Annotated in this window: 15 protein-coding genes; 4 read left to right on the forward strand and 11 right to left on the reverse strand. The window is 62.5% G+C overall.

The window, feature by feature from the left end:
* Positions 1–88: 88 nt before the first annotated feature.
* From M0D69_RS27205 to M0D69_RS27225, 5 genes are all read right to left on the reverse strand, one after another.
* Entirely contained in the window at positions 89–1,075 is a 987-nt protein-coding gene (locus M0D69_RS27205; protein WP_301784970.1) for an NrtA/SsuA/CpmA family ABC transporter substrate-binding protein, read from the reverse strand.
* Between the two features lie 92 nt (positions 1,076–1,167).
* A complete protein-coding gene (locus M0D69_RS27210) occupies positions 1,168–1,878 on the reverse strand; it encodes an ABC transporter ATP-binding protein (protein ID WP_301784971.1) in 711 nt (236 codons plus the stop codon).
* Positions 1,878–2,747, reverse strand: coding sequence for an ABC transporter permease subunit (locus M0D69_RS27215; protein ID WP_301784972.1), 870 nt, complete (start codon positions 2,745–2,747; stop codon positions 1,878–1,880). The genes M0D69_RS27210 and M0D69_RS27215 overlap by 1 nt, the downstream gene beginning before the upstream one ends.
* Positions 2,748–2,911: 164 nt before the next feature.
* Positions 2,912–4,144: a sensor histidine kinase gene (locus M0D69_RS27220; protein WP_301784973.1), complete on the reverse strand. Its 1,233-nt coding sequence runs from the start codon at positions 4,142–4,144 to the stop codon at positions 2,912–2,914.
* Positions 4,145–4,315: 171 nt separating this feature from the next.
* Complete coding sequence (locus tag M0D69_RS27225) at positions 4,316–5,275, reverse strand: LysR family transcriptional regulator (protein ID WP_301784974.1); 960 nt, start codon at positions 5,273–5,275, stop codon at positions 4,316–4,318.
* A 118-nt stretch (positions 5,276–5,393) separates the two neighbouring features.
* On the opposite strand from M0D69_RS27225, the gene M0D69_RS27230 reads away from it, so the two are divergent.
* Positions 5,394–6,314 (forward strand): dihydrodipicolinate synthase family protein, encoded by a 921-nt coding sequence (locus M0D69_RS27230; protein WP_301784975.1) that lies wholly within the window; start codon positions 5,394–5,396, stop codon positions 6,312–6,314.
* Positions 6,315–6,358: 44 nt separating this feature from the next.
* Positions 6,359–7,942, forward strand: a complete 1,584-nt coding sequence (locus M0D69_RS27235) for an aldehyde dehydrogenase (NADP(+)) (protein ID WP_301784976.1) — start codon at positions 6,359–6,361, stop codon at positions 7,940–7,942.
* A gap of 20 nt (positions 7,943–7,962) precedes the next feature.
* Here the strand turns inward: M0D69_RS27235 and M0D69_RS27240 are convergent, their stop codons facing one another.
* Together M0D69_RS27240 and M0D69_RS27245 are read right to left on the reverse strand one after the other, a co-directional pair.
* Positions 7,963–8,628 (reverse strand): TenA family transcriptional regulator, encoded by a 666-nt coding sequence (locus M0D69_RS27240; RefSeq protein ID WP_301784977.1) that lies wholly within the window; start codon positions 8,626–8,628, stop codon positions 7,963–7,965.
* A gap of 75 nt (positions 8,629–8,703) precedes the next feature.
* Entirely contained in the window at positions 8,704–11,163 is a 2,460-nt protein-coding gene (locus tag M0D69_RS27245) for a bifunctional diguanylate cyclase/phosphodiesterase (RefSeq protein ID WP_301784978.1), read from the reverse strand.
* A gap of 624 nt (positions 11,164–11,787) precedes the next feature.
* Between M0D69_RS27245 and M0D69_RS27250 the strand changes: the two genes are divergently transcribed.
* Both M0D69_RS27250 and M0D69_RS27255 read left to right on the forward strand, forming a co-directional pair.
* Positions 11,788–13,470, forward strand: a complete 1,683-nt coding sequence (locus tag M0D69_RS27250) for a hypothetical protein (RefSeq protein ID WP_301784979.1) — start codon at positions 11,788–11,790, stop codon at positions 13,468–13,470.
* Positions 13,471–13,609: 139 nt separating this feature from the next.
* Entirely contained in the window at positions 13,610–14,689 is a 1,080-nt protein-coding gene (locus M0D69_RS27255; protein ID WP_301784980.1) for a TAXI family TRAP transporter solute-binding subunit, read from the forward strand.
* A 52-nt stretch (positions 14,690–14,741) separates the two neighbouring features.
* Here M0D69_RS27255 and M0D69_RS27260 read toward each other — a convergent pair whose 3' ends face one another.
* Genes M0D69_RS27260 through M0D69_RS27275 form a run of 4 tightly spaced genes read right to left on the reverse strand, consistent with a single transcriptional unit; the run spans position 14,742 to position 21,218 of the window.
* Positions 14,742–17,474 carry a glucosidase gene (locus M0D69_RS27260; RefSeq protein ID WP_301784981.1) on the reverse strand — a complete coding sequence of 911 codons (2,733 nt, stop codon included), beginning with the start codon at positions 17,472–17,474 and terminating at the stop codon, positions 14,742–14,744.
* A gap of 41 nt (positions 17,475–17,515) precedes the next feature.
* A complete protein-coding gene (locus tag M0D69_RS27265; protein WP_301784982.1) occupies positions 17,516–19,465 on the reverse strand; it encodes an amylo-alpha-1,6-glucosidase in 1,950 nt (649 codons plus the stop codon).
* Positions 19,462–19,938: a nuclear transport factor 2 family protein gene (locus M0D69_RS27270; RefSeq protein WP_301784983.1), complete on the reverse strand. Its 477-nt coding sequence runs from the start codon at positions 19,936–19,938 to the stop codon at positions 19,462–19,464. Before M0D69_RS27270 ends, M0D69_RS27265 begins: the two co-directional genes overlap by 4 nt.
* Positions 19,939–19,973: 35 nt before the next feature.
* Positions 19,974–21,218 (reverse strand): DUF445 domain-containing protein, encoded by a 1,245-nt coding sequence (locus tag M0D69_RS27275; protein ID WP_301784984.1) that lies wholly within the window; start codon positions 21,216–21,218, stop codon positions 19,974–19,976.
* Positions 21,219–21,419 lie beyond the last annotated feature (201 nt).

Below are 21,419 nucleotides of genomic sequence, written 5' to 3' on the forward strand. Positions count from 1 at the left end.
GTATGGCAAAGCATGGCGAACTCGGCGACGCGCACAGCACTCAGCCTTTCATATCGCGTGCCTTGCTTTGACGCCGTACTGCGACCCATCAAACCTTCGCGAGATAGTCCGACACATTGATCTTCTGAGGCAAGACGCTGCGCACCGCCAGCCAGTCCGCCGCTTTCTGAAGATCCTGGACGAAGGTTTTATCGCCGACGCCGTGCATGTTGAACTTGCGCTTCATGCTGCTGAGCGTATTGCGGACTTCGTCGCTGTAATGACCCTGCTGCTGGGCGATCGCCTCAGCCTCGAGCGAGTTGTCCGATGCCCATTTCGCTTCCTGTCCGTATGCGGCATTGACTGCCTTCACCAGATCGGCGTTGTCCTCGGCGAACTTGCGCGTGGTCACATAGGAATTGAAGTCGATCTGGAAATCCAGGTCCCGACCTTCGAGAAAGATGTTGTGGCCTTTGTAATTCGCACGCGCGATGTCCACGCCGGGGCTCCACATCGACCATGCATCGATCTTGCCCTGTGAAAACGCAGGCGCCGCGTCGGGCGGATTCAGATAAACGATCTTCACCGCATCGCGTGGCACCTTGTGTTTTTCGAGTGCGGCCACGAGCAGGAATTCGCCGAGTCCCGAACGATTCACCGCTACCGTCTTGCCCACCAGATCTTCCACCCGGTCGATACCCGATCCGTCCTTCGCGATGATCGCCGTGCTGCGCGGATCAACGACGCAAAACTGCGTGAACACCAGCGGCGAACCCGCGATCATTGCCGCCAGCGCGGGGGTCGTGCTGCCGCCGAAGCTGAAGTCCGCGCTGCCGCCGGTGACCGCTGCGAGCGATGGCGCGTGATTGGGGAATGGTCCGATCCACTCCACCTTGATGTTGTCTTTTGCCAGGGTTTTTTCGAATTCGCCGCGGACTTTTGCGAGCATCGGCAAGCCGCCGAGTCCCCAGCCAAGGCGAACCGTATCGGTTTTCCGGCTGCCGCAGGCGGCAAGGCCGGTGGCGAGTGCCGATGCAGCCACGGTGGTCTGGAGGAAGCGGCGGCGCGACCAGATAGAGGAACTTGGATTTGACATGACAGTTGGAGTCGGACAGATGAACGGAATCTCGCCCGCAGTTGAAAGCGGGCGAGAGGCAATACGAATTGAATGGGAGGTGACGCTCCGGACTAATGGGGGGCCGTATCGGCGTCCACGCCAAGTTGCGCGAGCAGCGTCTCCCTCAGCGCGGGCCTCGCGGCCCCCGTCACGCGATACTCGGCGGCAATCGCACCACCACGCATGATCAGAGCTCGGTCCGCGAGCGCAATCGCCTCATCCACATCGTGCGTAACGAGCAATACCCCCGGATGATGCCGCTCGATCAAGTGCTTCACCAGACGCTGCATCTTGATACGCGTCAGTGCATCGAGCGCGGCAAACGGTTCGTCGAGCAACAACAGTTGCGGCTCCTGCACGAGCGCACGCGCCAGCGCCACGCGTTGCGCCTGGCCACCGGATAAATTTCGCGGCCAGTCTTCCAGCCGCTCCCCCAGTCCTACCTCCGCCAGCGCCGCTTGCGCGGCCGCAAGGCTTTGCGGGCCTGGCGCAAGCCCAAGCGCGACGTTGCGAGAGAGCGTCTCCCACGGCAACAACCGCGGCTCCTGGAACACGACAGCCGGCAAACGCGGCCCGTCGATCGAACCACCGTCGACAGGATCAAGCCCCGACAACGCCCGCAGCAACGTAGTCTTGCCGCAGCCGCTTTCGCCCAGCAACGCCACGAATTCGCCCCGCTCGATCCGCAGGTTCAAACTATCGATAACGATTCGCTCTCCGTACGAACGCCGCAGATTACGAACGATCACCGCCGCACCCGGCGACTTCAAAGCTGCACTCATCAGCGGGACACCCTCGCAAAATTCACATGCCATGAGAGCAACCGGCGCTCGAGGAAACGCGCAAGCAAATCCGCCAGCACGCCGATCACGGCATAGATCACGATGGTCATCACGATCACCTCGGTACGCAGGAATTCGCGCGCGTCCATCGCGAGAAAGCCAATGCCCGTACTGGTCGCAATGGTCTCCGCGACCACCAGTGCGAGCCAAGCCGTGGCCAGTGCGTAACGCACGCCGGCCAGCACCGACGGCAACGCGCCGGGCAACACGATGCGCCGGATCAGCGTCCAGTTCGACAGCCCGAGCACGCGGCCGAGTTCGATAAGTTTGGGATCGACCTGACGAATCCCGAGAACGGTGTTGATGTAGATCGGGAACATGACGCCGAGCGATACCAGGAAGATCTTGCCTGCCTCGCCCACGCCGAACCACACGATCACCAGCGGCAACACCGCAAGAAACGGAATGGCGCGCAACATCTGGATGTTGCGATCGAGAAATGCCTCGGCCATTTTGGAGAAGCCCACGGCTGTGCCGAGCACGAACCCGATCGAGCCGCCAATCACGAAGCCGGTTGCAGCGCGCAACAGACTCACGGCCATGTCGCCGATCAAACGCCCTTCTTTCACGAGCTCAAAGGCGGTGAGAGCGACCTTCGACGGCGCCGGCAGCACGTTCGGCGACAACGCGCCGAGACGCGCGAACAACTCCCACACGATCAACAGCAGAACCGGCATGCTCCACGACACATAACGCAACCACGGCGATACCGGACCCGCATGATTGGGCTTCTGCGCGACGGCGGGACGCGCGTCGGGATCAAGCTGCGAATGGAGAACGGATGCCCCGCGGGCGAGTACGTCTGCCATCGGTTGAAGACTCCTTTTGTCCGGGTGGCTCGCCGCGCTCAAGGCGGTAACGAGCATCAGCAAATGCCAGCCACACGATGTTAAACAAAAGGAAAAATACTGGAACCATGTAAAACTTCTATGCTTAGCAGCGGTGTCGGGAAATATCAGTTACCCGCTCAGCCTCACACTACCGAAGCAACGCCATCGATTTCGAGCGCCAAAGGAAAGCGCACTTCGAACACGCTGCCGCGGCCCTTGTACGATTCAAACCGGATCACGCCCTGCAGTTCGCGCGCGAGTTCCTTGACGATCGCGAGTCCCAACCCGGTGCCGGGAATCTCGTCGGAAGCCGCGCGTTCGAACTCCTCGAACACCCGTTCGCGATCCTCTTCGCTGATCCCCATGCCCGTGTCCGACACGCGCAGCGTCCAGTGTTTTGCGCCCGACGCGACCATCGCCAGTTCCACATCGCCCGTCGTGGTGTATTTGATTGCGTTGGACAGCAGGTTCAGCGCGATCTGCTTCATCTTCAGACGGTTGGACGTGATCATGCTCAACGCGGGATCGACGCGTCCCTTGAGCGTCAGCCCCTTCGCGTTAGCCGATGCGTGACAAAGCAGCATGAGTTCGTCGAAGAGTTCGGCCAGGTCGAAACGCTCGACCGTCAGGATGGAATCGTCGCCGAGCACTTTCGAGTATTCGCCCATTTCATCCACCAGCGTGGCCATGTCGGCGACCTGCCGTTTCGCAAGCGAGATCGCCCGGTCGTTTTTCGCCTGCGAGCGGCCGATCAATTGCAGCGCGGTAGCGAATACGTTCAGGAAGTTGCGCAGGTCATGAGCCACGCGCCGGGCGACCTGCATGCGCGTTTCGTAAAGGTCGCTAATCAGGCGTTGCCGCAAAGTCAGTTCCTGATTCGCGCGCTCCAGCATGCCGGTGTATTCGTCGAGTTTCCGGTCGCGTTCGCCGACGGCCTCGCGAATGGAGGTGAGCGTGACGAAACTGAGTGTCTGATCGGTGATCAGGCGCGCACGCTCCTCACGCTTGCGGTCGAACGCGGGATGGTTCTGCGCATAATCGCCTATCGCCGCAAGCAGCACCTGACGCAACAGGTCAAGCTCGCGAACCAGTTCATCTATGCGGTAGCCCTGCTGCCAGCGCCATTTTCCGTGCTGGCGCGCGTCCTGCTCTATCGCGTGCTCCTGCGAATCCATATCCTGCGATTCGAGTACGAGGCAGATTTCGTCGAAGATGCGCGGAATGTGGTCGGCAAGCTGCCGATAGGTGAGATCGTCGGAATGCTCTACGTCGGCGTCACCGAACACGAGTTGCATCCAGTGTTCGGTGAGCTGCTCCTGCTGCTGACGCAAGGCGGTAGCGAGGCCCTTGAGGGCGCCGGCGGTGAGTTGGCTCATGCCCGAGATCCCTAAGCTGTGGCGCGCCCGATCGGCGCCTGGGGGTAGTGCTGATGCCGGCTGCTTGAACTGACCGGAACGCTCGGTCCGGGCATTCGACGCGAGTACCTAAAGTATAGGACGACACAATGCCAGGAGTGGGCAGGTTGGTTTTACCCGAGCTGGCGGGCGTCAATCCCGGATTGCCGGGGCCAGCGGCATGGACCTGCTCACATCCATCAATCGCTCGACAAACTGCCGCGCCGACGGCGACAGCACGCCCACCTTGCGCGTCACGATCCCGAACGTCTGCGACTTCGACTTGAATCCGATCGGCAGCGTCCGCAGCATGCCATGCTTGCAAAACAGCCTGGCGACACCCGCCGGCAGCACCGAAACCAGGTCAGCGCTACATTGAAGCAGCGCAACCGTAACAAACGTCGACGCCGTCGAAATCGCGCTCACCGGCACCTGCGCGCCCGCCAGATCCATCTCACGCTGCAATAGCGCCTGCATCGGCATGGCGCTCGGATACGTGACCCACCGATGCCCGCCCAGATCGGCGAACGTCAGCTCGCCAGCCGCAAACGGCGGATGGTCGTAACCCACCACCACCGACAACGGCTCGTCCCCAAGCGGCTGATAGTGATAACGCGAGGGTTCGTCGCTGACGATCGAGCGGCCGACAACCAGATCCAGCCGCCCTTCATCGAGCAACGCCAGCATCCGCGCGCTCGTGTCCTCCACGATTTCTATCGATAAACCCGGGTTGCGCGCCTGCAACTCGCTCAGGATCGGCACGACCAGATCGGGCACTGACCCCATGATCGCGCCAACCGCCAGGCGGCCGCCGGTGCCCGAGCGGATATCGGCGACTTCCTGGCACAGCGAAGTCAGGTCGGCAGCCAGCAAGCGCGCGTACCGGATGACGCAAAAACCGAACTGGTTCGGCACCAGTCCTTTCTTGGCGCGCTCGAACAGCGGCGCTTCCAGCATCGACTCCAGCTCGGCCAGCGCCTTGCTCGCCGCCGATTGTGTCATCGACATCGCACTCGACGCCTTGTGCAGCGACTTGTGGTCATCGAGCGCAATCAGCAACTGCAGCTGCTTCATGCGCAAGCGGCCCATTAATACGTCCAGCGTGGATTTCATGGCGCGTTGATCAAACCGTAGGGTGAGTCGCAAAAGCGATCACTAGATGGAAAGGTTTCACTATACAGCACCTTCTGCCAGCCCCTATAGTTCCCTCAAATCACAATGGAGACTTTCTATGGCCACCCCGACCTACCGCGGCGTGTTTCCGGTCGCGCCCACCGTATTCGACACCGCCGGACGCCTCGACCTGGATGGCCAGCGACGCGCGATCGACTTCATGATCGATGCCGGATCGCACGGCCTGTGCATCCTCGCCAACTTCTCCGAACAATTCGCGCTCACCGACGACGAGCGCGCCTCGGTGCAGAAAACCGTGCTGGAACACGTGGCCGGCCGCGTGCCGGTGATCGTGACCACCACGCATTTCAGCAGCGATGTCTGCGCGGCACGCAGCCGCGCCGCGCAGGATGCAGGCGCCGCGATGGTCATGGTGATGCCGCCGTATCACGGCGCGACTATCCGGGTGGGCGAACGCGGTATCTATGAATTCTTCGACCGGGTCTCGGACGCCATCAGCATCCCGATCATGATCCAGGACGCGCCGGTCGCCGGTACGCCGCTCTCCGCCTCCTTCCTGGCGAAGCTCGCGAAGGAAATCGCGAACGTGTCGTACTTCAAGATCGAAACGGCGCAAGCGGCGTCGAAGCTGCGCGAACTGATTGAACTGGGCGGCGACGCGATCGTCGGCCCATGGGATGGCGAGGAAGCCATCACGCTGATCCCGGATTTCGATGCCGGCGCGACCGGCGCGATGACCGGCGGCGGTTATCCGGACGGGATTCGCAAGATCGTCGACGCCTATACGAGCGGCGACACGGAAGGCGCCGCGGAGCTTTACCAGCAATGGCTGCCGCTGATCAACTACGAAAACCGCCAATGCGGGCTCGCCGCCTGCAAGGCGTTGATGAAAGAAGGCGGCGTGATCCGCTCCGACACCACGCGCCATCCGTTCGCGGCCATGCATCCGTCAACCCGCGCCGGCTTGATGAAAGTCGCGCGCCGCCTCGATCCGCTCGTGCTGAGCTGGGGCAAGTAAGGCAATCCGGACACTTTAATTACACCCACAGGATTCGAACCATCATGGAAATTTCTGGCGATCTGCTGATCGGCAAACACACCGTCCGCGGCACGAACGGCTCGATCAAGGGCATCGATGCAGCCACGGGCGAAGTGCTTGCGCCAGCCTTCGGCGGCGCGACGCTCGAGCAACTGGAACAAGCCTGCGCGCTCGCTTGGCAAGCATCCGACATCTATCGCGAACTGCCGCTCGAAACCCGCGCGACATTCCTGGAAACGATCGCGCAGAACATTCTCGATATCGGCGATGTCCTGATCGAACGCTGCGTGACCGAAAGCGGCCTGCCGCGCGGACGCATTGAAGGCGAACGCGGCCGGACCGTCGGCCAGTTGCGGATGTTCGCGGCCGTCGTGCGTGAAGGCGATTTTCTCGGCGTGCGCATCGACCCGGCGCAACCGCAGCGCCAGCCGCTGCCGCGCGTCGACCTGCGTCTGCGTTACGTGCCGCTCGGCCCCGTCGCCGTGTTCGGCGCGAGCAATTTCCCGCTGGCGTTCTCGGTAGCAGGCGGAGACACGGCATCCGCACTTGCCGCGGGTTGTCCGGTGATCGCCAAGGCGCACTCGGCACATCCGGGCACATCGGCGCTGGTCGGACGCGCCGTGCAGAAGGCGGTGGCGGACTGCGGTTTGCCGGAAGGCACGTTCTCCCTCCTCTTCGATAGCGGCCGCGATATTGGCCAAGGTCTGGTGTCGGACCGGCGCATCAAGTCGGTCGGGTTCACCGGCTCGCGCGGCGGCGGTACGGCGTTGATGAAGCTCGCCGCAGCACGTCGCGAACCGATTCCGGTCTACGCCGAAATGAGCAGCATCAACCCGGTTTTGTTGTTCCCGCACGCGCTGAAGAATCGCGGCGCGGCAATCGGCAAGGCCTTCGCCGGCTCGCTTGCGCTCGGCGCCGGCCAGTTCTGCACGAATCCCGGTCTGGTGCTCGCCATCGACGGTCCTGAACTCGATACGTTCATCGAAGCAACCGCTGCCGCATTGAGCGAAACGCCCGCTGCAACGATGCTGACGCCAGGCATTCATCAAGCCTACGAATCGGCAGTCAACAAGACCGCGGAACATGGCGAGGTCAAGACGCTCGCACGAGGCTGCGCGGCTAAAGGGGCGACACAGGGGCAAGCGGCGCTGTTCTCGACCACCGCGGAAGCCTTCCGCGCCAATCCGGAATTGCATGAGGAGATTTTCGGCGCGGCTTCGCTGATCGTGCGCTGTCCGGATCTGGCAACTGTGCTGGACCTGGTGGAACAACTGGAAGGCCAGTTGACGGCGGCGCTGCATATCGACGAAGCGGATTACACCGATGCCCGCAATTTCCTGCCTGCGCTCGAGCGCCGTACGGGGCGAATTCTCGTGAACGGTTTCGGTACCGGCGTGGAAGTTGGCCACGCCATGGTCCACGGCGGCCCCTTCCCGTCCACCGCCGACGGCCGATCGACTTCCGTAGGCAGTCTCGCCATCGACCGCTTCCTGCGGCCGGTGAGCTACCAGGACATGCCCGAAGGCCTGTTGCCCGATGCGCTGAAAACCGCCAATCCGCTCGGCTTGAACCGGCGGCTGGACGGCAAACTGCAGTTATCGAAGTAAGGATGTAGAGCGGCGGGCGGTCATGCTTCGAGGCAGCAGTTCAAGCTGACCTCGAAGTATTCATAACTGCGCTGGATGCTGCGCCTGACGTGGCGAATGTCGGCCACACGCGGCGTCTGGCCCAGCAACGTGGCGACGATATCGAGCGCTTCCCACGGGTGCGAATCGTCGTAATGCACGTGCATCCTGAGCCAGCGCAAGGCCTTCTTGCGGATCGATTCAGGGTAGCTGAGCGCGAGTGTGTTACGGCTGAGCAGCAGCGTCGACCATTCTCCGGTCACGCCCTCAACAGCGAAATTCGTGGCCGCTATCGCCGAATGCAGCGGATCCGCGCTGCTGCTTTTCCAGCACCAGTGGCTCAGTGCAAACGCAAGTGCGGGCGCCTCGCCGGCTTGCAGATCCTCTCGCGTGACATCGTGGGCCGCGGCCCAGTCGACCCAATAATCGGAGTGATTCTGTTCGACGCGAATGTTGCGTGTCAGATACCGCCGCGCCAGACGCGAACCGGACGTTTCTTCGGGTCCGATCTTCTGCAGGTTCATGCCCATGTACTGCGGAAACTGGTTGATAACCGGCCAGCCGTTGATCAGGAACGCACGCATTTCACGCGGACTGAGCTGGCCGTCACGCAAGGCCGGAAACAGCGGATGACCCGACACACGGCTTTTTGCAGCGCCGGTTTCCAACAAAACTTCCTGTAACCAAAGTGGGTAGCTTGCTGTATTTCTGAGGTCGCCCTCTCTTATAAACCCACTCCCCATTCATGCCTCCTTAGCCATTGTCAGAACGGCCGGCTCTGTCCAGAGCATCGGCCGTCCGATGTAATACCCCTGCGCATAATCCACCCCGAGCGCATGCAGCGCCCGCAGGATTCCTTCACTTTCCACGTATTCCGCAATGGTCCGGCATTTCATTGAATGGCCCATCTCGTTGATGGCCGCGACCATCTCGCGGCTCACCGGATCGAGCACCATGTCGGTCACGAAACTGCCGTCGATCTTCAGGTACTCCACCGGCAGATGTTTCAGATAACCGAACGACGACATGCCCGCGCCGAAGTCATCGAGGGCGAAATGGCAGCCGAGCGTATTCAGTTCGTGCATGAACCGCGCCGCCGACGCCAGGTTGGCAATGGCGGTCGTTTCGGTAATTTCGAAGCAGATCATGCTGGGGGACACGCCCGTGCGCTGGAACTGCTCGCGCACGAATCCGAGGAACCGTTCGTCGCCCACCGAGGCGCCCGACAGGTTGATCGCGTATTCGCTAAAACGCTTGTGGCGCGCACGTGAGAGGGTATCGAAAGCGTTGCGTATAACCCACCGGTCGATGGCTGTCATCAACCCGTAACGTTCAGCTGCCGGGATAAACAGGCTCGGCACAATCACGCCGTTGCTCACGTTCGGGTCGATCATCCGCAGCAGCAGTTCGGCGCGCTGCCCTTCCGTGGAGGCGGGCACGCCGTCGCCCACAGCGACGATGGGCTGAACGTAGAGGCAGAAGTGATCGTGTTCGAGCGCCTGCTTGAGCCGCCGTCCCCACGATACTTCGCTCGCATGGCGCGCGAGTTCACGGTCGCCCAGGTCCGCCAGCTGCACGCGGTCGCGGCCGCGTTCCTTCGCCATGTAGCACGCGATATCGGCGAGCCGCATGGCCTCTTCCACGCTCATTTCTGTATTGCGCAGGTCCACTACGCCCACGCTCACGCTGGTGGTGAACGGTTGCGCTTCCCAGTCGAAGACAAAGTCGTTCAGGCACGCGCGCAGACGTTCGGCGACCGCCTGGATGCCGGAGGTGTCGTAGCCTTGCAGCAGCACGCCGAATTCATCGCCGCCGAGCCGCGCGAGCGTGTCGTCAGGCTGCAGGCTGGCTTCGAAGCGCAGCGCGACTTCACGCAGCATGGCGTCGCCGGCGGCGTGGCCGCAGGTGTCGTTGACCACCTTGAAGCGGTCGAGATCGAGAAACAGCAGCGCCGATGCAGCCGGCAGCCACGACGCGACATCGCTCCAGCGCGTCCCTAGCGCGTGCTGCAGGCGCCGCTCGAATTCCGCGCGATTCACGAGCGCCGTGAGCCCGTCGTGCGTGGCTTGCCAGGCGAGGCTTTCAATGTATTCGTACTCGCGCGTCATGTTGCGCAGGATCACCACGAAGCCGGATTCCACGGCGCCCACGCTCGTACCCGAGCCGGAAGCGCTGATGCGCGAGGTCACCGCCTGCACACGGATCTCGGCGCCGTCACGCCGCTGCAGGAGCATTTCGGCAGCTTCGCCGTCATGGCGCACGCCCGCACGCGCATCCTCGATCGGGTTGAGCGGCTGGCGGCTATCGGCGTGCAGCAGCCTGAAAGTCTGGGCCAGCGGCCGACCGAGACAGTCGCTTGCGGGACGCCCCGCGATCCGCTCGGCCGCCGGATTGATGAACTCGATATGCCCGGACGGCCCCGTCGCGATCACCGCTTCGCCGATCGAGCCGAGCGTCGCCTTGGCGCGCGCCTCGCTCTGCTTGAGCGCGGCTTCGATCCGCCCGCGCTGCTGGATCAGGCGCCGCACGTGCACGGTCGAGAGGCATACGAGCAGCAGCGCGGCGACCAGATCGACGGTCAGCAGCAGCGAAGCCGTCTTGCGAAACGCGCTGCTCAAAACCTCGGAGAAACCGCGCGACAGCGGCGCGATGGTCTCGTTGATGGTCAATATCTGCGCTTTATAGGCGGCTACAAGGGACATCGGCAACGCGCCGGCCGCGACCCGCGCGTGCAGCTCGTTCGCCACGCGTTCCAGTTTCCCTACCTCAGCGTCGCCACGCGTCCAGTAATCGACCGCTTCCTCGAAATAACTGACGTGGCGAAACATGTGGAACGTCCAGATTACATCGCTGACATCGTCTGGATGCACGCCGCTCGCGATCAGTGCACGGCGCGCGGTTGTCGGGTCGGGCTGTTTCTGGTCGAGCGCCAGACGGGCCGTGCGCAGGTTCTGCGGGCCTTTCATGGCTGTCAGATATTGCTCGTACGTGCGTTCGTAGCCGGTTTCGGCATACAGGTTCAGATAGAACGCCGCGTCTTTCTGGCCTTTCGACCAGATACTTTCACCGCCTATATACGCCCGTACCGACGACATAATGTCGATACTGAAAATGGCGAGCGAAACGAGGACAAGAATGACGACCAGAAACGGCCAGGTGATCCGTATGAGCTGCACATTCTCGCCCTTAGACGGCATGTCCATCGGTATGTCCCTTGTCCAGACCCGACGCCAGGGTGAACTGCCGATCTCAGGCGGCGCGCATCGGATGGTGAGTCATTTGTATTTTTGATCGCTTTCGCATTACTGCACGCGGCCCCTCGCAGCGCGCTTACATCCTACCAAATTGCGAGTTTGTCTCAAATTTATTACCAAGAGTGTATATCGGCTTAAAGACACGAAAATTAATCGGCTTCGGCCGGAATTTCGGGTTTTGACGGCCTGTTTCGAGCCGCGGCGAAGCGCCATATTCGGACAGAACCTAGGCTCCTGCCGACGAAACCACCGGCCGCTTTTACCTGTTCGCCAGCGCCTTGACCGGCGAGGGCAAAGCAGGCATTTAGGCGGCATCGCGCGGGTGTTGCGCGGCCGCTCCCGGACGTGTTGACGTCGCTCCGGAGATGTCACATATTGGTTCCGGCTCCCCCCGGTGCATGTCCAGCCTAGGGAGTCCGAAGCATTTCATCATACGAGTCATCATTTTGTCCGATTAAACCGGACACGCAAGCGGAAAGGACAACCCTTGTGTCCCGGGAGGTTTTTGGCATGGCCCGTCTTTTTTTCCCCTCATCCCCCGATTCAGTGACCTGCAGGCGTTGCGGCAACGCCATGTCTGGCGACGCCGATACCTGTCCGCATTGCGGCGCCGATCATGGCGGAACCTCGGCCACCACGAAGTCCGCAAGCTTCGCGGGCGGCATGCGCCTGCCGTTCGGCGTGCGCCGCGAAGCCTTGAGCACACCCTCGCCCTACCCGAGCGTGCCAGAAGAAGCGGAACTGGCCGGCACCGGCGAGCAGCGCTGGGATATGTCGAAGACCGTCACGCTGGGCGCCGTGGCGCTGGCGCTGGTGGCCGGCGGCGTGATCTATTCGCAGCACAGCGACAACGACGCCACCCATTCCGCCACGCCGGCCGGGCAAAGCGCATATGGCGCCATCGACATGAAAACGGCGCATAACACGCCTGCGCCGGCTCCTCTGCCTGCGGCGGTGCCCACGGGCAAATCCGCAACGGCTGTCAAACAGGCGCAGACACCGGCAGCACCCTCGGTTGCCGCCCGCGAGGCCTTGCCCGCAGAATCATCCAGCCGTGGGGCAACAGCCGCGCTTGCCAGCGCGACGGACAATCTGCAGGCCGCGCGTGACGCCATCCAGCGGGGCGACCTGAGCACGGCGCGCAAGCGCTTTTCGAAAATTCCCGCGTCGCAACTGACTGCCGGCAATGTGCAGCGAACCCAGGCCGAGCTGACGGGCCTGGAACGTCAACGCGACGAAATGCTGCAGACGGCGCGCGGTTGCGAGGCGACCGGCTCATGGTTGTGCGTGCGCCAGAACGCCCGCGACGTGCTGACTATCGACGCGAGCAATGCCGAAGCGCAAACGCTCGTCGAACACGCGATCGCCCGTTCGGGCTGGCTCAACAACACAAGCCCCGCGACAACAACAGCGCATGCGGCGCCGCGGAGCAACGGGCCGGCGGCTGCGGCGCCAGCCGCCCCTCCGACGCCCGTGTTCGTCCCCGGGCCGCGATATGCCGCAACGCCGCCCGCGCCTGTGCATAGGCACACGGTGACCGTCTCGGCCGCTGAGCACGCCCGTGCCCTTGCCGCGATGGGTGTGCCCACGCCCATCCCGACGCCCGCGCCAGCCGCACCGTCCGCGCCCGTGGCCAGGACGATCGTACCCACTCCGGTTGCCGCCCCGATTCCTGCCCCCGTCACTGCTCCGGCTGTGTCCGAACAGGCACGCATCGGCGCGAACTCGCAGGCACCGCTCACGTCGCCGGCGCCGCCCTATACCCCGCCGTCCACGCAGCAACAGGCCGCGCCGGCCCGGCCGCCGGCGCCCGCATTCATACCGATGCCCGATGGACCCGACCCCGCAGCGGTGCGCAGCGCGCCGTCGCCGGCGAACGCCGCGGCGCGCGCGCCAGCGCAGCCCGACCCGGAGCCTGAGCCTGCCGCCGCGGCCCGGATTCCCGCCGATATTCCCTCACCGCCGGTCATCCACTCGCTCGCGCCCATCACCGAAGCCGTCCCCGTGCGGGCGGCCATTGTGTCGCCTCCCGTCGCGGCCAGCAGTGCGCCGGCGGTTGCGCGCAGCAGTACTCGTCCGCCGTCGCCCACGGCCACCCGCGCGCCCGCGTCAGGAGACAACGCGGCTAGCGGAACGCAGCAGCACGCGCCGGGCTTCAATGCCACCAATCCCGACGATCAGGAGCGCGCGATCTTGCAGTCGGGCTGGACCAAGAACCAGCCCTCGCAGCAACGTCCGCCCTTGCAGCAAGAGTAGGAGCCGTAGAAGGAAGACAGGAGACAAAAAACAGGAGATTTTTTAAGGAGGCTGAAGGCCGCGCCCGGAGACGCAGGCCACCGTGATCCATCCGTGTAATAAAAGTTGGCCAACACATTAAAACGGCTCACACGACATCATGCGCAAGACTTTCTTCATTCTGTTCGCCCTCATTGGGCTCGCCGGCCTCGTTGCGGAGGCTCACGCGGAAGTCGACTATAAAATCGTCACCGGACCGGAACGCGGCACGTACATCCAGATCGGCCAGGATCTGGCGAAATGGGTGGCCGATCCGGTCGGCATTAACCTCGACGTGCTTGCGTCGAAGGGGTCCGCCGAAAACGTACAGCGCATGCGCTACGAGCCGGGCGTGAAGTTCGCGCTCGTGCAGTCGGACGTGTACCAGGCGTATCTGGATATGGCGAAAAGCGGCAACGAAGAAGCGGGCAAGATCATCCAGCCGCTTCGGCTCATCATGCCGCTTTATAACGAAGAGATTTACTTCGTGGTGCGATCGGATTCGCCGATCAACTACATCCACGAGATCAAGGACAAGAACATCAGCGTCGGACTGATCGGCAGCGGCACGGCCCAATCGGCGACCACGCTCTACAAGCTGATGTTCAACCAGCCCATCCCCGAGCAAAACGCGCAGCACTACAGCAACGAAGACGCGCTTGCCAAGCTGATCGTGCGCAAACTCGATGTAGCAATCATTGTCGCCGGGCAGCCGGCCAAGCTGTTCCAGGACCTCAACCCGGACCTGCTGAGCCAGATCAAGCTGCTCAAGCTCGATCCTTCAGTGCCCGAGACAGCGCGTGCTGAACAGACCTATTTCCCGGCCACGATCCGCACGTCGAGTTATCCGAACTGGATCAAGGAAGACTCACCGACGCTGACGGTCAAAGCGTTTCTCGTCACCTACGATTACAACCTGCGCGGCACCGTTGGCGCGCTAACGCAATTCGCCGATTCGCTCTGCGCGCACTTCGATGAACTGCAGGCCAACGGCCATCCGAAGTGGAAGCAGGTGAAGATGGAATTGCCGCCGCTCAGTCGCGGCTGGAAATACTATCCGCCGATAGAAAAGCGCTTGCGGGCATGCATCCGCAAGATGGCGGCAGGCGGCAGCAACGCTGAAGCGCCCGTGACGCAACGAGCGCCGAAGCGCTCGTGCACCGAAGCCGAAAAGGTGTTGATGTTGTGCAACAACCAATGACTTTCAGTCGCCGAAGCGGCGTTGGCGAACGCAGAGGTGCTGAACGAGCCCCCTACTTTGTCACCAGCTCCGCTTCGGGCTGAACTTCCCCGCCTACTGGCAGGCTCTGCGCCACGATGCTCACGCGCGGCTGCAAGAGCAACGCGACCAGCCCGCTCCAGCCCGTCTGATGCGACGCGCCAACACCACGCCCCGTGTCGCCATGAAAGTACTCATGGAACAGCACGAGGTCGTCCGAGTGCGGATCGGCCTGCAGTTGCGGGTACGCAGCCATGACGGGACGCACGCCGTTCTTGTCCTTCAGGAACAGGCGCGTCAGGCGTCGTGCGAGTTCATCGGCGATCTCGCTCAGCGAGAACTTCTGGCCCGATCCGGTCGGATATTCCACGCGGAAATCGTCGCCGTAATAACGATGAAATTCGTATAGCGACTCGATCAGCAGATAGTTGACCGGCATCCAGATCGGTCCGCGCCAGTTCGAGTTGCCGCCGAACACGCGCGAATCCGATTCCGCCGGCAGATACTGCACGCAGAAGCGGTCGCCGTTGTGCTCCAGCACAAACGGCTTGTCCCGATGCACCCGCGACAACGCACGCACGCCGTAGTCGGAGAGGAACTCGCTTTCGTCGAGCATGCGCCTGAGCAGTGCCTTCATCCGATGTCCGCGCAACACGGACAGCAGCAGGCTATTGCCCTTGCCCGGTTCGTTCCAGCGCGAGACCAGCTTCGCCAGATCCGGCCGGTGCTGGAGGAACCACACAAGCCGGTCCCGCAGCCCCGGCAGCTGGCCGTGCAAATGCTCTTCCAGCACATGCACCGCGAACAGCGGAATCAAGCCGACAATGGAGCGGATGCGCATGGGCACGCTCGTGCCGTCGGGGAGTTGCAGCACGTCGTAGAAGAACTCGTCGCGTTCGTCCCAGAGGCCGGTCTCGCACGAATCGCTGCAACTGACCGCCTCCGCGATGTACAAGAAATGCTCGAAGAACTTCACGCCGATATCGACGAACACGTGATTCGCCATCGCCAGTTCCAGCGCGATGCGCATCAGGTCAAGCGCGTACGCGGCCATCCACGCCGTGCCATCGGACTGGTCGATACGACCGCCCGTGGGCAGCGGCGCCGAGCGGTCGAAGATGCCGACGTTATCGAGCCCGAGAAAACCGCCCTGGAAAATATTGCGGCCGTCGGCGTCTTTTCGGTTCACCCACCACGAGAAGTTCAGCAGCAGCTTGTGGAATACGAGCTCAAGAAAGTCGCGATCCGCCTTGCCGGTGATCGCACGATCGATTTCATAGACACGCCATGTCGCCCATGCGTGAACGGGCGGATTGGCGTCGCTGAACGCCCACTCGTAGGCCGGCAATTGCCCATTCGGGTGCTGGTAGCGGTCCTTCACCAGCAGCAGCAATTGACGCTTCGCAAACACCGGATCGATAAGCGCAAAAGCCGCCGCATGAAACGCGAGATCCCACGACGCGTACCACGGGTATTCCCACTTGTCCGGCATCGAGACAATGTCCGCGTTGTACAGATGCCGCCAGTCGGCATCGCGCCCACGCTTGCGGCCTGGCGGCGGGGCCGGCTGCAACGGATCGCCGTCCATCCAGCGGGTAACATCGAAGAGGTAATACTGCTTCGACCACAGCATGCCCGCAAGCGCCTGACGTTGTACGAGCCGCTGATCGGCGTCGTCCATTTCGTGCTGCAGGCCTGCGTAAAATGCATCGACTTCGGCGATGCGGCGGGCAAACAGTGCGTCGATATCAAGCGGTTGGCGGTCGGTGTCGGCATCCGATTCCGGACGCCAGCGCATGGTCACGACTGTGCGGCTATTCGGTGTGAACTCGAGATGCACATGCGCTGCGGCGCGGGTGCCGGTATCGAGTCGAACCGCTGTTTCTTCGCCATGAACGATGTAGTCGTTGAAGCCGTCCTTGAACGGCCCCGTGCCCTCCATGTTGAACAGGCGCTTGACGTTGGTTTCGTTCTCGCAGAACAGCCATTCGACGGTCGCGCCGTTGCGGGCTTCGGCGGTCACGACCATCGGCTCGTGGCCGTCGCTTTGCGCGATCACGCGGCTGCCCTTGGCATCGGTATGCAAGGTCAGCGAAGGTTTCTTCGACGGCTGCCACGACCATGTATTGCGTGCCCAGATCTGCGGCAGCAGGTCGAGCGACGCTGCATGATCCGCGCGGTTCTCGACCGTCACGCGCATCACGATATCTTCAGGCGTGTTTTTCGCATATTCGACGTGGACATCAAAATACGCGTTGTCTTCGAACACGCCTGTATCCAGCACTTCGTACTCCGGCATGTCCGCGCCGCGACGGCCATTTTCGGCAACGAGGTCGTCGTAGGGAAACGCGGCGTGCGGGTACTTGTACAGCATCCGCATGTAGGAATGTGTCGGCGTGCCGTCGACGTAGAAGTACAGCTCCTTCACGTCCTCGCCGTGGTTGCCCTGCGCATTCGTCAGGCCGAACAAACGTTCCTTGATGATCGCGTCGCGGCCGTTCCACATGGCGAGCGAGACGCACCAGTTGAGGTGGTCGTCGCCGAAACCGGCGATGCCGTCTTCGCCCCAGCGGTACGCCCGGCTGCGTGCATGATCGTGCGGAAAATAGTCCCAGGCGGTGCCGTTCTCGCTGTAGTCCTCGCGCACCGTGCCCCATTGACGCTCGCTAAGATACGGCCCCCAGCGTTGCCAGCGCGAACAGTCAGTTGAATGGAGCCGGGCTCCTTCGATGGTGTCGAGAGACTTGGTGGCGCGCAGTGGCGGCATGGGACGTCCTTGACTAAAAGCGTGACGGAAAGACCGATAATCTAGCGCGTTTGAGACATGTCGGCAGAATCGGGGCTGAGCAAACGCTCAATGCGCATGAGTTCGCCCAGCGACCACGCCTGGAATGGTGTCCCGCCGGGCGTATGCGGGGCGTCGCCGTCCGCGACTTCGGTAATGTGATCGAGGCCCGCACGATGAAGATGGTCGTGCAGTGGTTTCAGGAAGCGCTGACGGGCCTCGGCTTTCGATGCTTGGCCGTTGTCATGAACCCGCAGCCACGCTTCCACGAATGGCCCCAGCAGCCACGGCCAGACCGTGCCTTGATGATAGGCGCTATCGCGTTCCAGCGGCGTGCCGGTGTACCGGCCCTTGTAAGAAGGGTCGTTCGGTGACAAGGTTCGAAGCCCGAGCGGCGTCAGCAAAAGTTGCTCGCATTGATCGACGATAGCGCGCGCGATTTCGCTATTGTCGATCAACGAGAATGGCAGCCCGCCTACCGCAAAAAGCTGGTTCGGACGGATGGAGCGATCGATTTTGCCCGGCTCGTGATCGGCGTCGACCACGTCGTAAAGCGCACCGCTGGCGGGATCGATGAAACGTTGCTGGAACGTTTGAGCCGCGCGCGTGGCCAGCTCGTTCCAGCGTGGATTCCATGCAGCCGCTATGCGCAGCGCGTTGATCCACAACGCTTGCACTTCGACCGGCTTACCGATGCGCGGCGTCACCACCCATTCGCCCACCTTCGCGTCCATCCACGTCAGTTGCACGCCGGGCACGCCAGCCCGTAGCAGAGCATCCTCCGGATCCGCGGCGATCTGAAAACGCGTGCCGCTTGAGTAACCGTCGAGAATGGCATCGACGGCTTGTTGCAAACGGTCCCGCGTTTCCCTTTGAGCGTGGCCCGTAGCAAGATAGTCGTGCACGGCGATCACGAACCACAACGACGCATCCACCGAGTTGTATTCCGGCGCACCGCTGTCCGGAAAACGATTCGGCAACATGCCTTCGGAGATCGTGGCGGACCATTCGAGCAGGATCGATTCGGCGTCGCTGTATCGGCCGGATGCGATCAGCAAACCGCGCATCGCGATGAAGGTATCGCGGCCCCAATCGGTAAACCACGGGAAACCTGCGAGGATGGTGCTGCCTTCATTTCGCGCCACGATGTAGGCATCGGCGGAACGATGCAGCGGCGTCGGAAAAGCGGCGCGGCGCGTGCGTTCGATATCCATAAGAAACCTGGCGGTATCGATAGCGCTCGTCTTCGGACCCTCGTTCGCGCTCAATATGAGCACCGCTTCGTCGCGCGACAGATCGAAGGAAAAGATCCCGGGCGTGGCGAGGTCCTCGTTGAAATCCATGCCGCGTTCGCGCTCGACCGTGTAGCAGAAGTTGCGATACCAGTCAGGTGCGTGGACATACGATCCATTCGATGCGGCCACGACCGCCGGCACGTCGCCGTACGCTTGCCAGCGAACCTGATCGCCGGCAGCCGTATAGCTGAAGTTAAACGCCTGGTTCTCGTGATGCAGCGCGTGATAATCGCGGCCGGAGAGCAAGGGCCGGACTTTCAGCGTGAACTCGTTGCCGTCGAGGCGCCAGCGCAGCACGGTCTGCGCGCCCTGCTTCGCGACGAATACCTCGGCGGTCAGGATATGGTTGTCGCCGATCTGGAAGCGCCACGTCGGCCAGGGTTCGGTATCGAATGAAAGCAGGCTTTCGGAGGGATCCGGCCAGACCGAACCGGAACCGTAGCGTTGCATGGACAGCGGAATGCGCATCTGCCCCGATGCATCCTCCAGCCACGCTTCCACGCCGTTCACCAGCACCATGCGTCCTGCCGGCGGGTGCGTGGCCGTGAGAAGCAGCGCGTGGTATCTGCGAGTGCGTTCGGTGCCGGCCGTGCCCGACGCAAAACCGCCAAAAGCGTCGGCTTCGAGCCATTCGTCGTCGAGACACCCTTCAATGGCCGGACATTCGAGACGGGTCATTTTTTGAGTTGCTGCCGATATGCCCGAAGACCCTTGCTCGCCTGCGCCCGGATCTTCTTCTGCACGAACGACGACCAGCCGAGCAACCAGCCTTTGAGTCCGAGCGCCTGACGGCTCCAGGTCCAGAGGTCGAAGTTGTCGTGATGTTCGGAGATCAGGCCGTCGCGGATCGCGAAGCGTGAGGTGACGTTATTGACCACCTTACGCCCGGTCTGCGAAAAACGATAGGTCGCGACCCAGCGCGCCGTCGCCGTCTGACCGACGGTCTTGATATCGCTGAAGGTCAGCGAGAGTTCCTCCGCCCGCGACAGCAGCATGCGCCACATGTCCGCCGCTTCACGCCCGCGCAGCACGCCGAACACCGGATCGCTGAACTCCACATCGGGCGCGTAGCACGCGGCCATCGCTTCAGCGTCGGAGCGCTGAAAGGCTTCGTAGAAACGCTGGATCAACGCGGCGTTCGGATCCGTCATATTCGGTTTCTTTAAAGGAATTTTGATTTCGAAGCTTAAACCATGAGCGTGGACACTGCGTGAATGATCAGACCAACCGCGCCGCCCACCAGCGTGCCGTTCACGCGGATGAACTGCAAGTCGCGGCCCACGCTCAGTTCCACGTCGCGCACGAGTGTGGCGTCGTCCCAGTTGCGCACCGTCGCGGCGATATGTTTTGCGATGCCGTCGCGCAATTCCGGCGCGAGGGACTTGAGCGCGTCGCGCATGTGCTCGTTAATCGATTCGCGCAGCGCCGGATCGCTTCCCAGCGCCGCCGCGAACGACGCCGATGCGCCCGTCACCTTTTTGTTGAGCGCCGAATCCGGCTGCGCGAGATCGCGGCGCAGCCAGTCCTTGAATTCGTCCCACAGGCCGTTCACGTAGGTGCGCAATTCCGGGCGTTCGAGCCATTCGCGCTTGTGCTGGTCGATACGCGCGCGGAATGCAGGATCGGACTTCAGGCGTTCGATGAATCCTTCCACCTTCCTGTCGAAGGCCTGACGGCGCTCGTGCTCCGGGTTTTCGCTGATGTCGTGCAGCCATTTGTTCGCGCCACGCACCAGGCCGCCCGCGAACTTGCTGCCGAGTTCTTCGGCGCTCAGACCTACGAACCCGAGCATGCCGATCAGTTTTGGATACTCCTCGCCCGCGACGTCCAGGATTTTGGCCGCGAGGAGCGTCTGCACTTCCTCGCGATCCAGCCATTGCGCGAGTTCGCGCAAGCCTTCGTCGAGCAGCAGTTGATGGCGGCGATCCACCGTCAGCGTCGACAGCAATCCGCCTACCGCGCCGGCCAGATCGAATTGTTCGGCGCGGCGGCGCAAGGCCTCGTGGAGCATCGTTTTGACGCGCTCATCGTCGACGAATTCGAGCATCTGGCCCGCCGCCGCGACTGCTTTCGCGCCGAGCAGCGCCGCGTTCGCCGGTTCCGCGAGCCACACCGCGAGACGGCCGGCGGGATCGAACGCGTTCACGCGGGCGATCAGCGCGTCGGTGCCGAGGAATTTGTCGCGGACAAATTCCGCGAGGTTATCGGCGACGCGCGCCTTGTTCGCCGGGAGGATGGCGGTGTGCGGGATCGGCAGGCCGAGCGGGTGGCGGAACAGCGCGACAATTGCGAACCAGTCGGCCAGCGCGCCGACCATTGCGGCTTCGGCGAAGGCGGAGACCCACGCCCAGGCGCCGGCGTCGTGTTGGCTCTTGGCGAGCAAGAACAATGCCGCTGCCGCGACCAGCAGGCCGGCGGCGAACCATTTCATTTTCTTTAATGCGAGTGCTTTGTCCTGCGTTGCCATCGTGGTATGGGGGGTTTCTTTGGTGGAATAAGGCCGCCAGCATACCAGTGAGAGGGGGGGCGTTCGCACTCGGGGTTCTGGTTGGGGGGCCGGTGGTCAGGGGGCTGGATTGCTGCTGCTTAGGCCTGCGGTCGTTATATGTTGGATGTTTTCTTTATCACTATT

The sequence above is a fragment of the Caballeronia sp. SEWSISQ10-4 2 genome (assembly GCF_030464885.1).
Taxonomy (GTDB): Bacteria; Pseudomonadota; Gammaproteobacteria; order Burkholderiales; family Burkholderiaceae; genus Caballeronia.

Excerpts from the sequence above, each read along its gene's own strand:
- M0D69_RS27205 (WP_301784970.1), bottom strand. The coding sequence starts at position 1,075 with ATGTCAAATCCAAGTTCCTCTATCTGGTCGCGCCGCCGCTTCCTCCAG.
- M0D69_RS27210 (WP_301784971.1), bottom strand. The coding sequence starts at position 1,878 with ATGAGTGCAGCTTTGAAGTCGCCGGGTGCGGCGGTGATCGTTCGTAAT.
- M0D69_RS27215 (WP_301784972.1), bottom strand. The coding sequence starts at position 2,747 with ATGGCAGACGTACTCGCCCGCGGGGCATCCGTTCTCCATTCGCAGCTT.
- M0D69_RS27220 (WP_301784973.1), bottom strand. The coding sequence starts at position 4,144 with ATGAGCCAACTCACCGCCGGCGCCCTCAAGGGCCTCGCTACCGCCTTG.
- M0D69_RS27225 (WP_301784974.1), bottom strand. The coding sequence starts at position 5,275 with ATGAAATCCACGCTGGACGTATTAATGGGCCGCTTGCGCATGAAGCAG.
- M0D69_RS27230 (WP_301784975.1), top strand. The coding sequence starts at position 5,394 with ATGGCCACCCCGACCTACCGCGGCGTGTTTCCGGTCGCGCCCACCGTA.
- M0D69_RS27235 (WP_301784976.1), top strand. The coding sequence starts at position 6,359 with ATGGAAATTTCTGGCGATCTGCTGATCGGCAAACACACCGTCCGCGGC.
- M0D69_RS27245 (WP_301784978.1), bottom strand. The coding sequence starts at position 11,163 with ATGGACATGCCGTCTAAGGGCGAGAATGTGCAGCTCATACGGATCACC.
- M0D69_RS27250 (WP_301784979.1), top strand. The coding sequence starts at position 11,788 with ATGTCTGGCGACGCCGATACCTGTCCGCATTGCGGCGCCGATCATGGC.
- M0D69_RS27255 (WP_301784980.1), top strand. The coding sequence starts at position 13,610 with ATGCGCAAGACTTTCTTCATTCTGTTCGCCCTCATTGGGCTCGCCGGC.
- M0D69_RS27260 (WP_301784981.1), bottom strand. The coding sequence starts at position 17,474 with ATGCCGCCACTGCGCGCCACCAAGTCTCTCGACACCATCGAAGGAGCC.
- M0D69_RS27265 (WP_301784982.1), bottom strand. The coding sequence starts at position 19,465 with ATGACCCGTCTCGAATGTCCGGCCATTGAAGGGTGTCTCGACGACGAA.
- M0D69_RS27270 (WP_301784983.1), bottom strand. The coding sequence starts at position 19,938 with ATGACGGATCCGAACGCCGCGTTGATCCAGCGTTTCTACGAAGCCTTT.
- M0D69_RS27275 (WP_301784984.1), bottom strand. The coding sequence starts at position 21,218 with ATGAAATGGTTCGCCGCCGGCCTGCTGGTCGCGGCAGCGGCATTGTTC.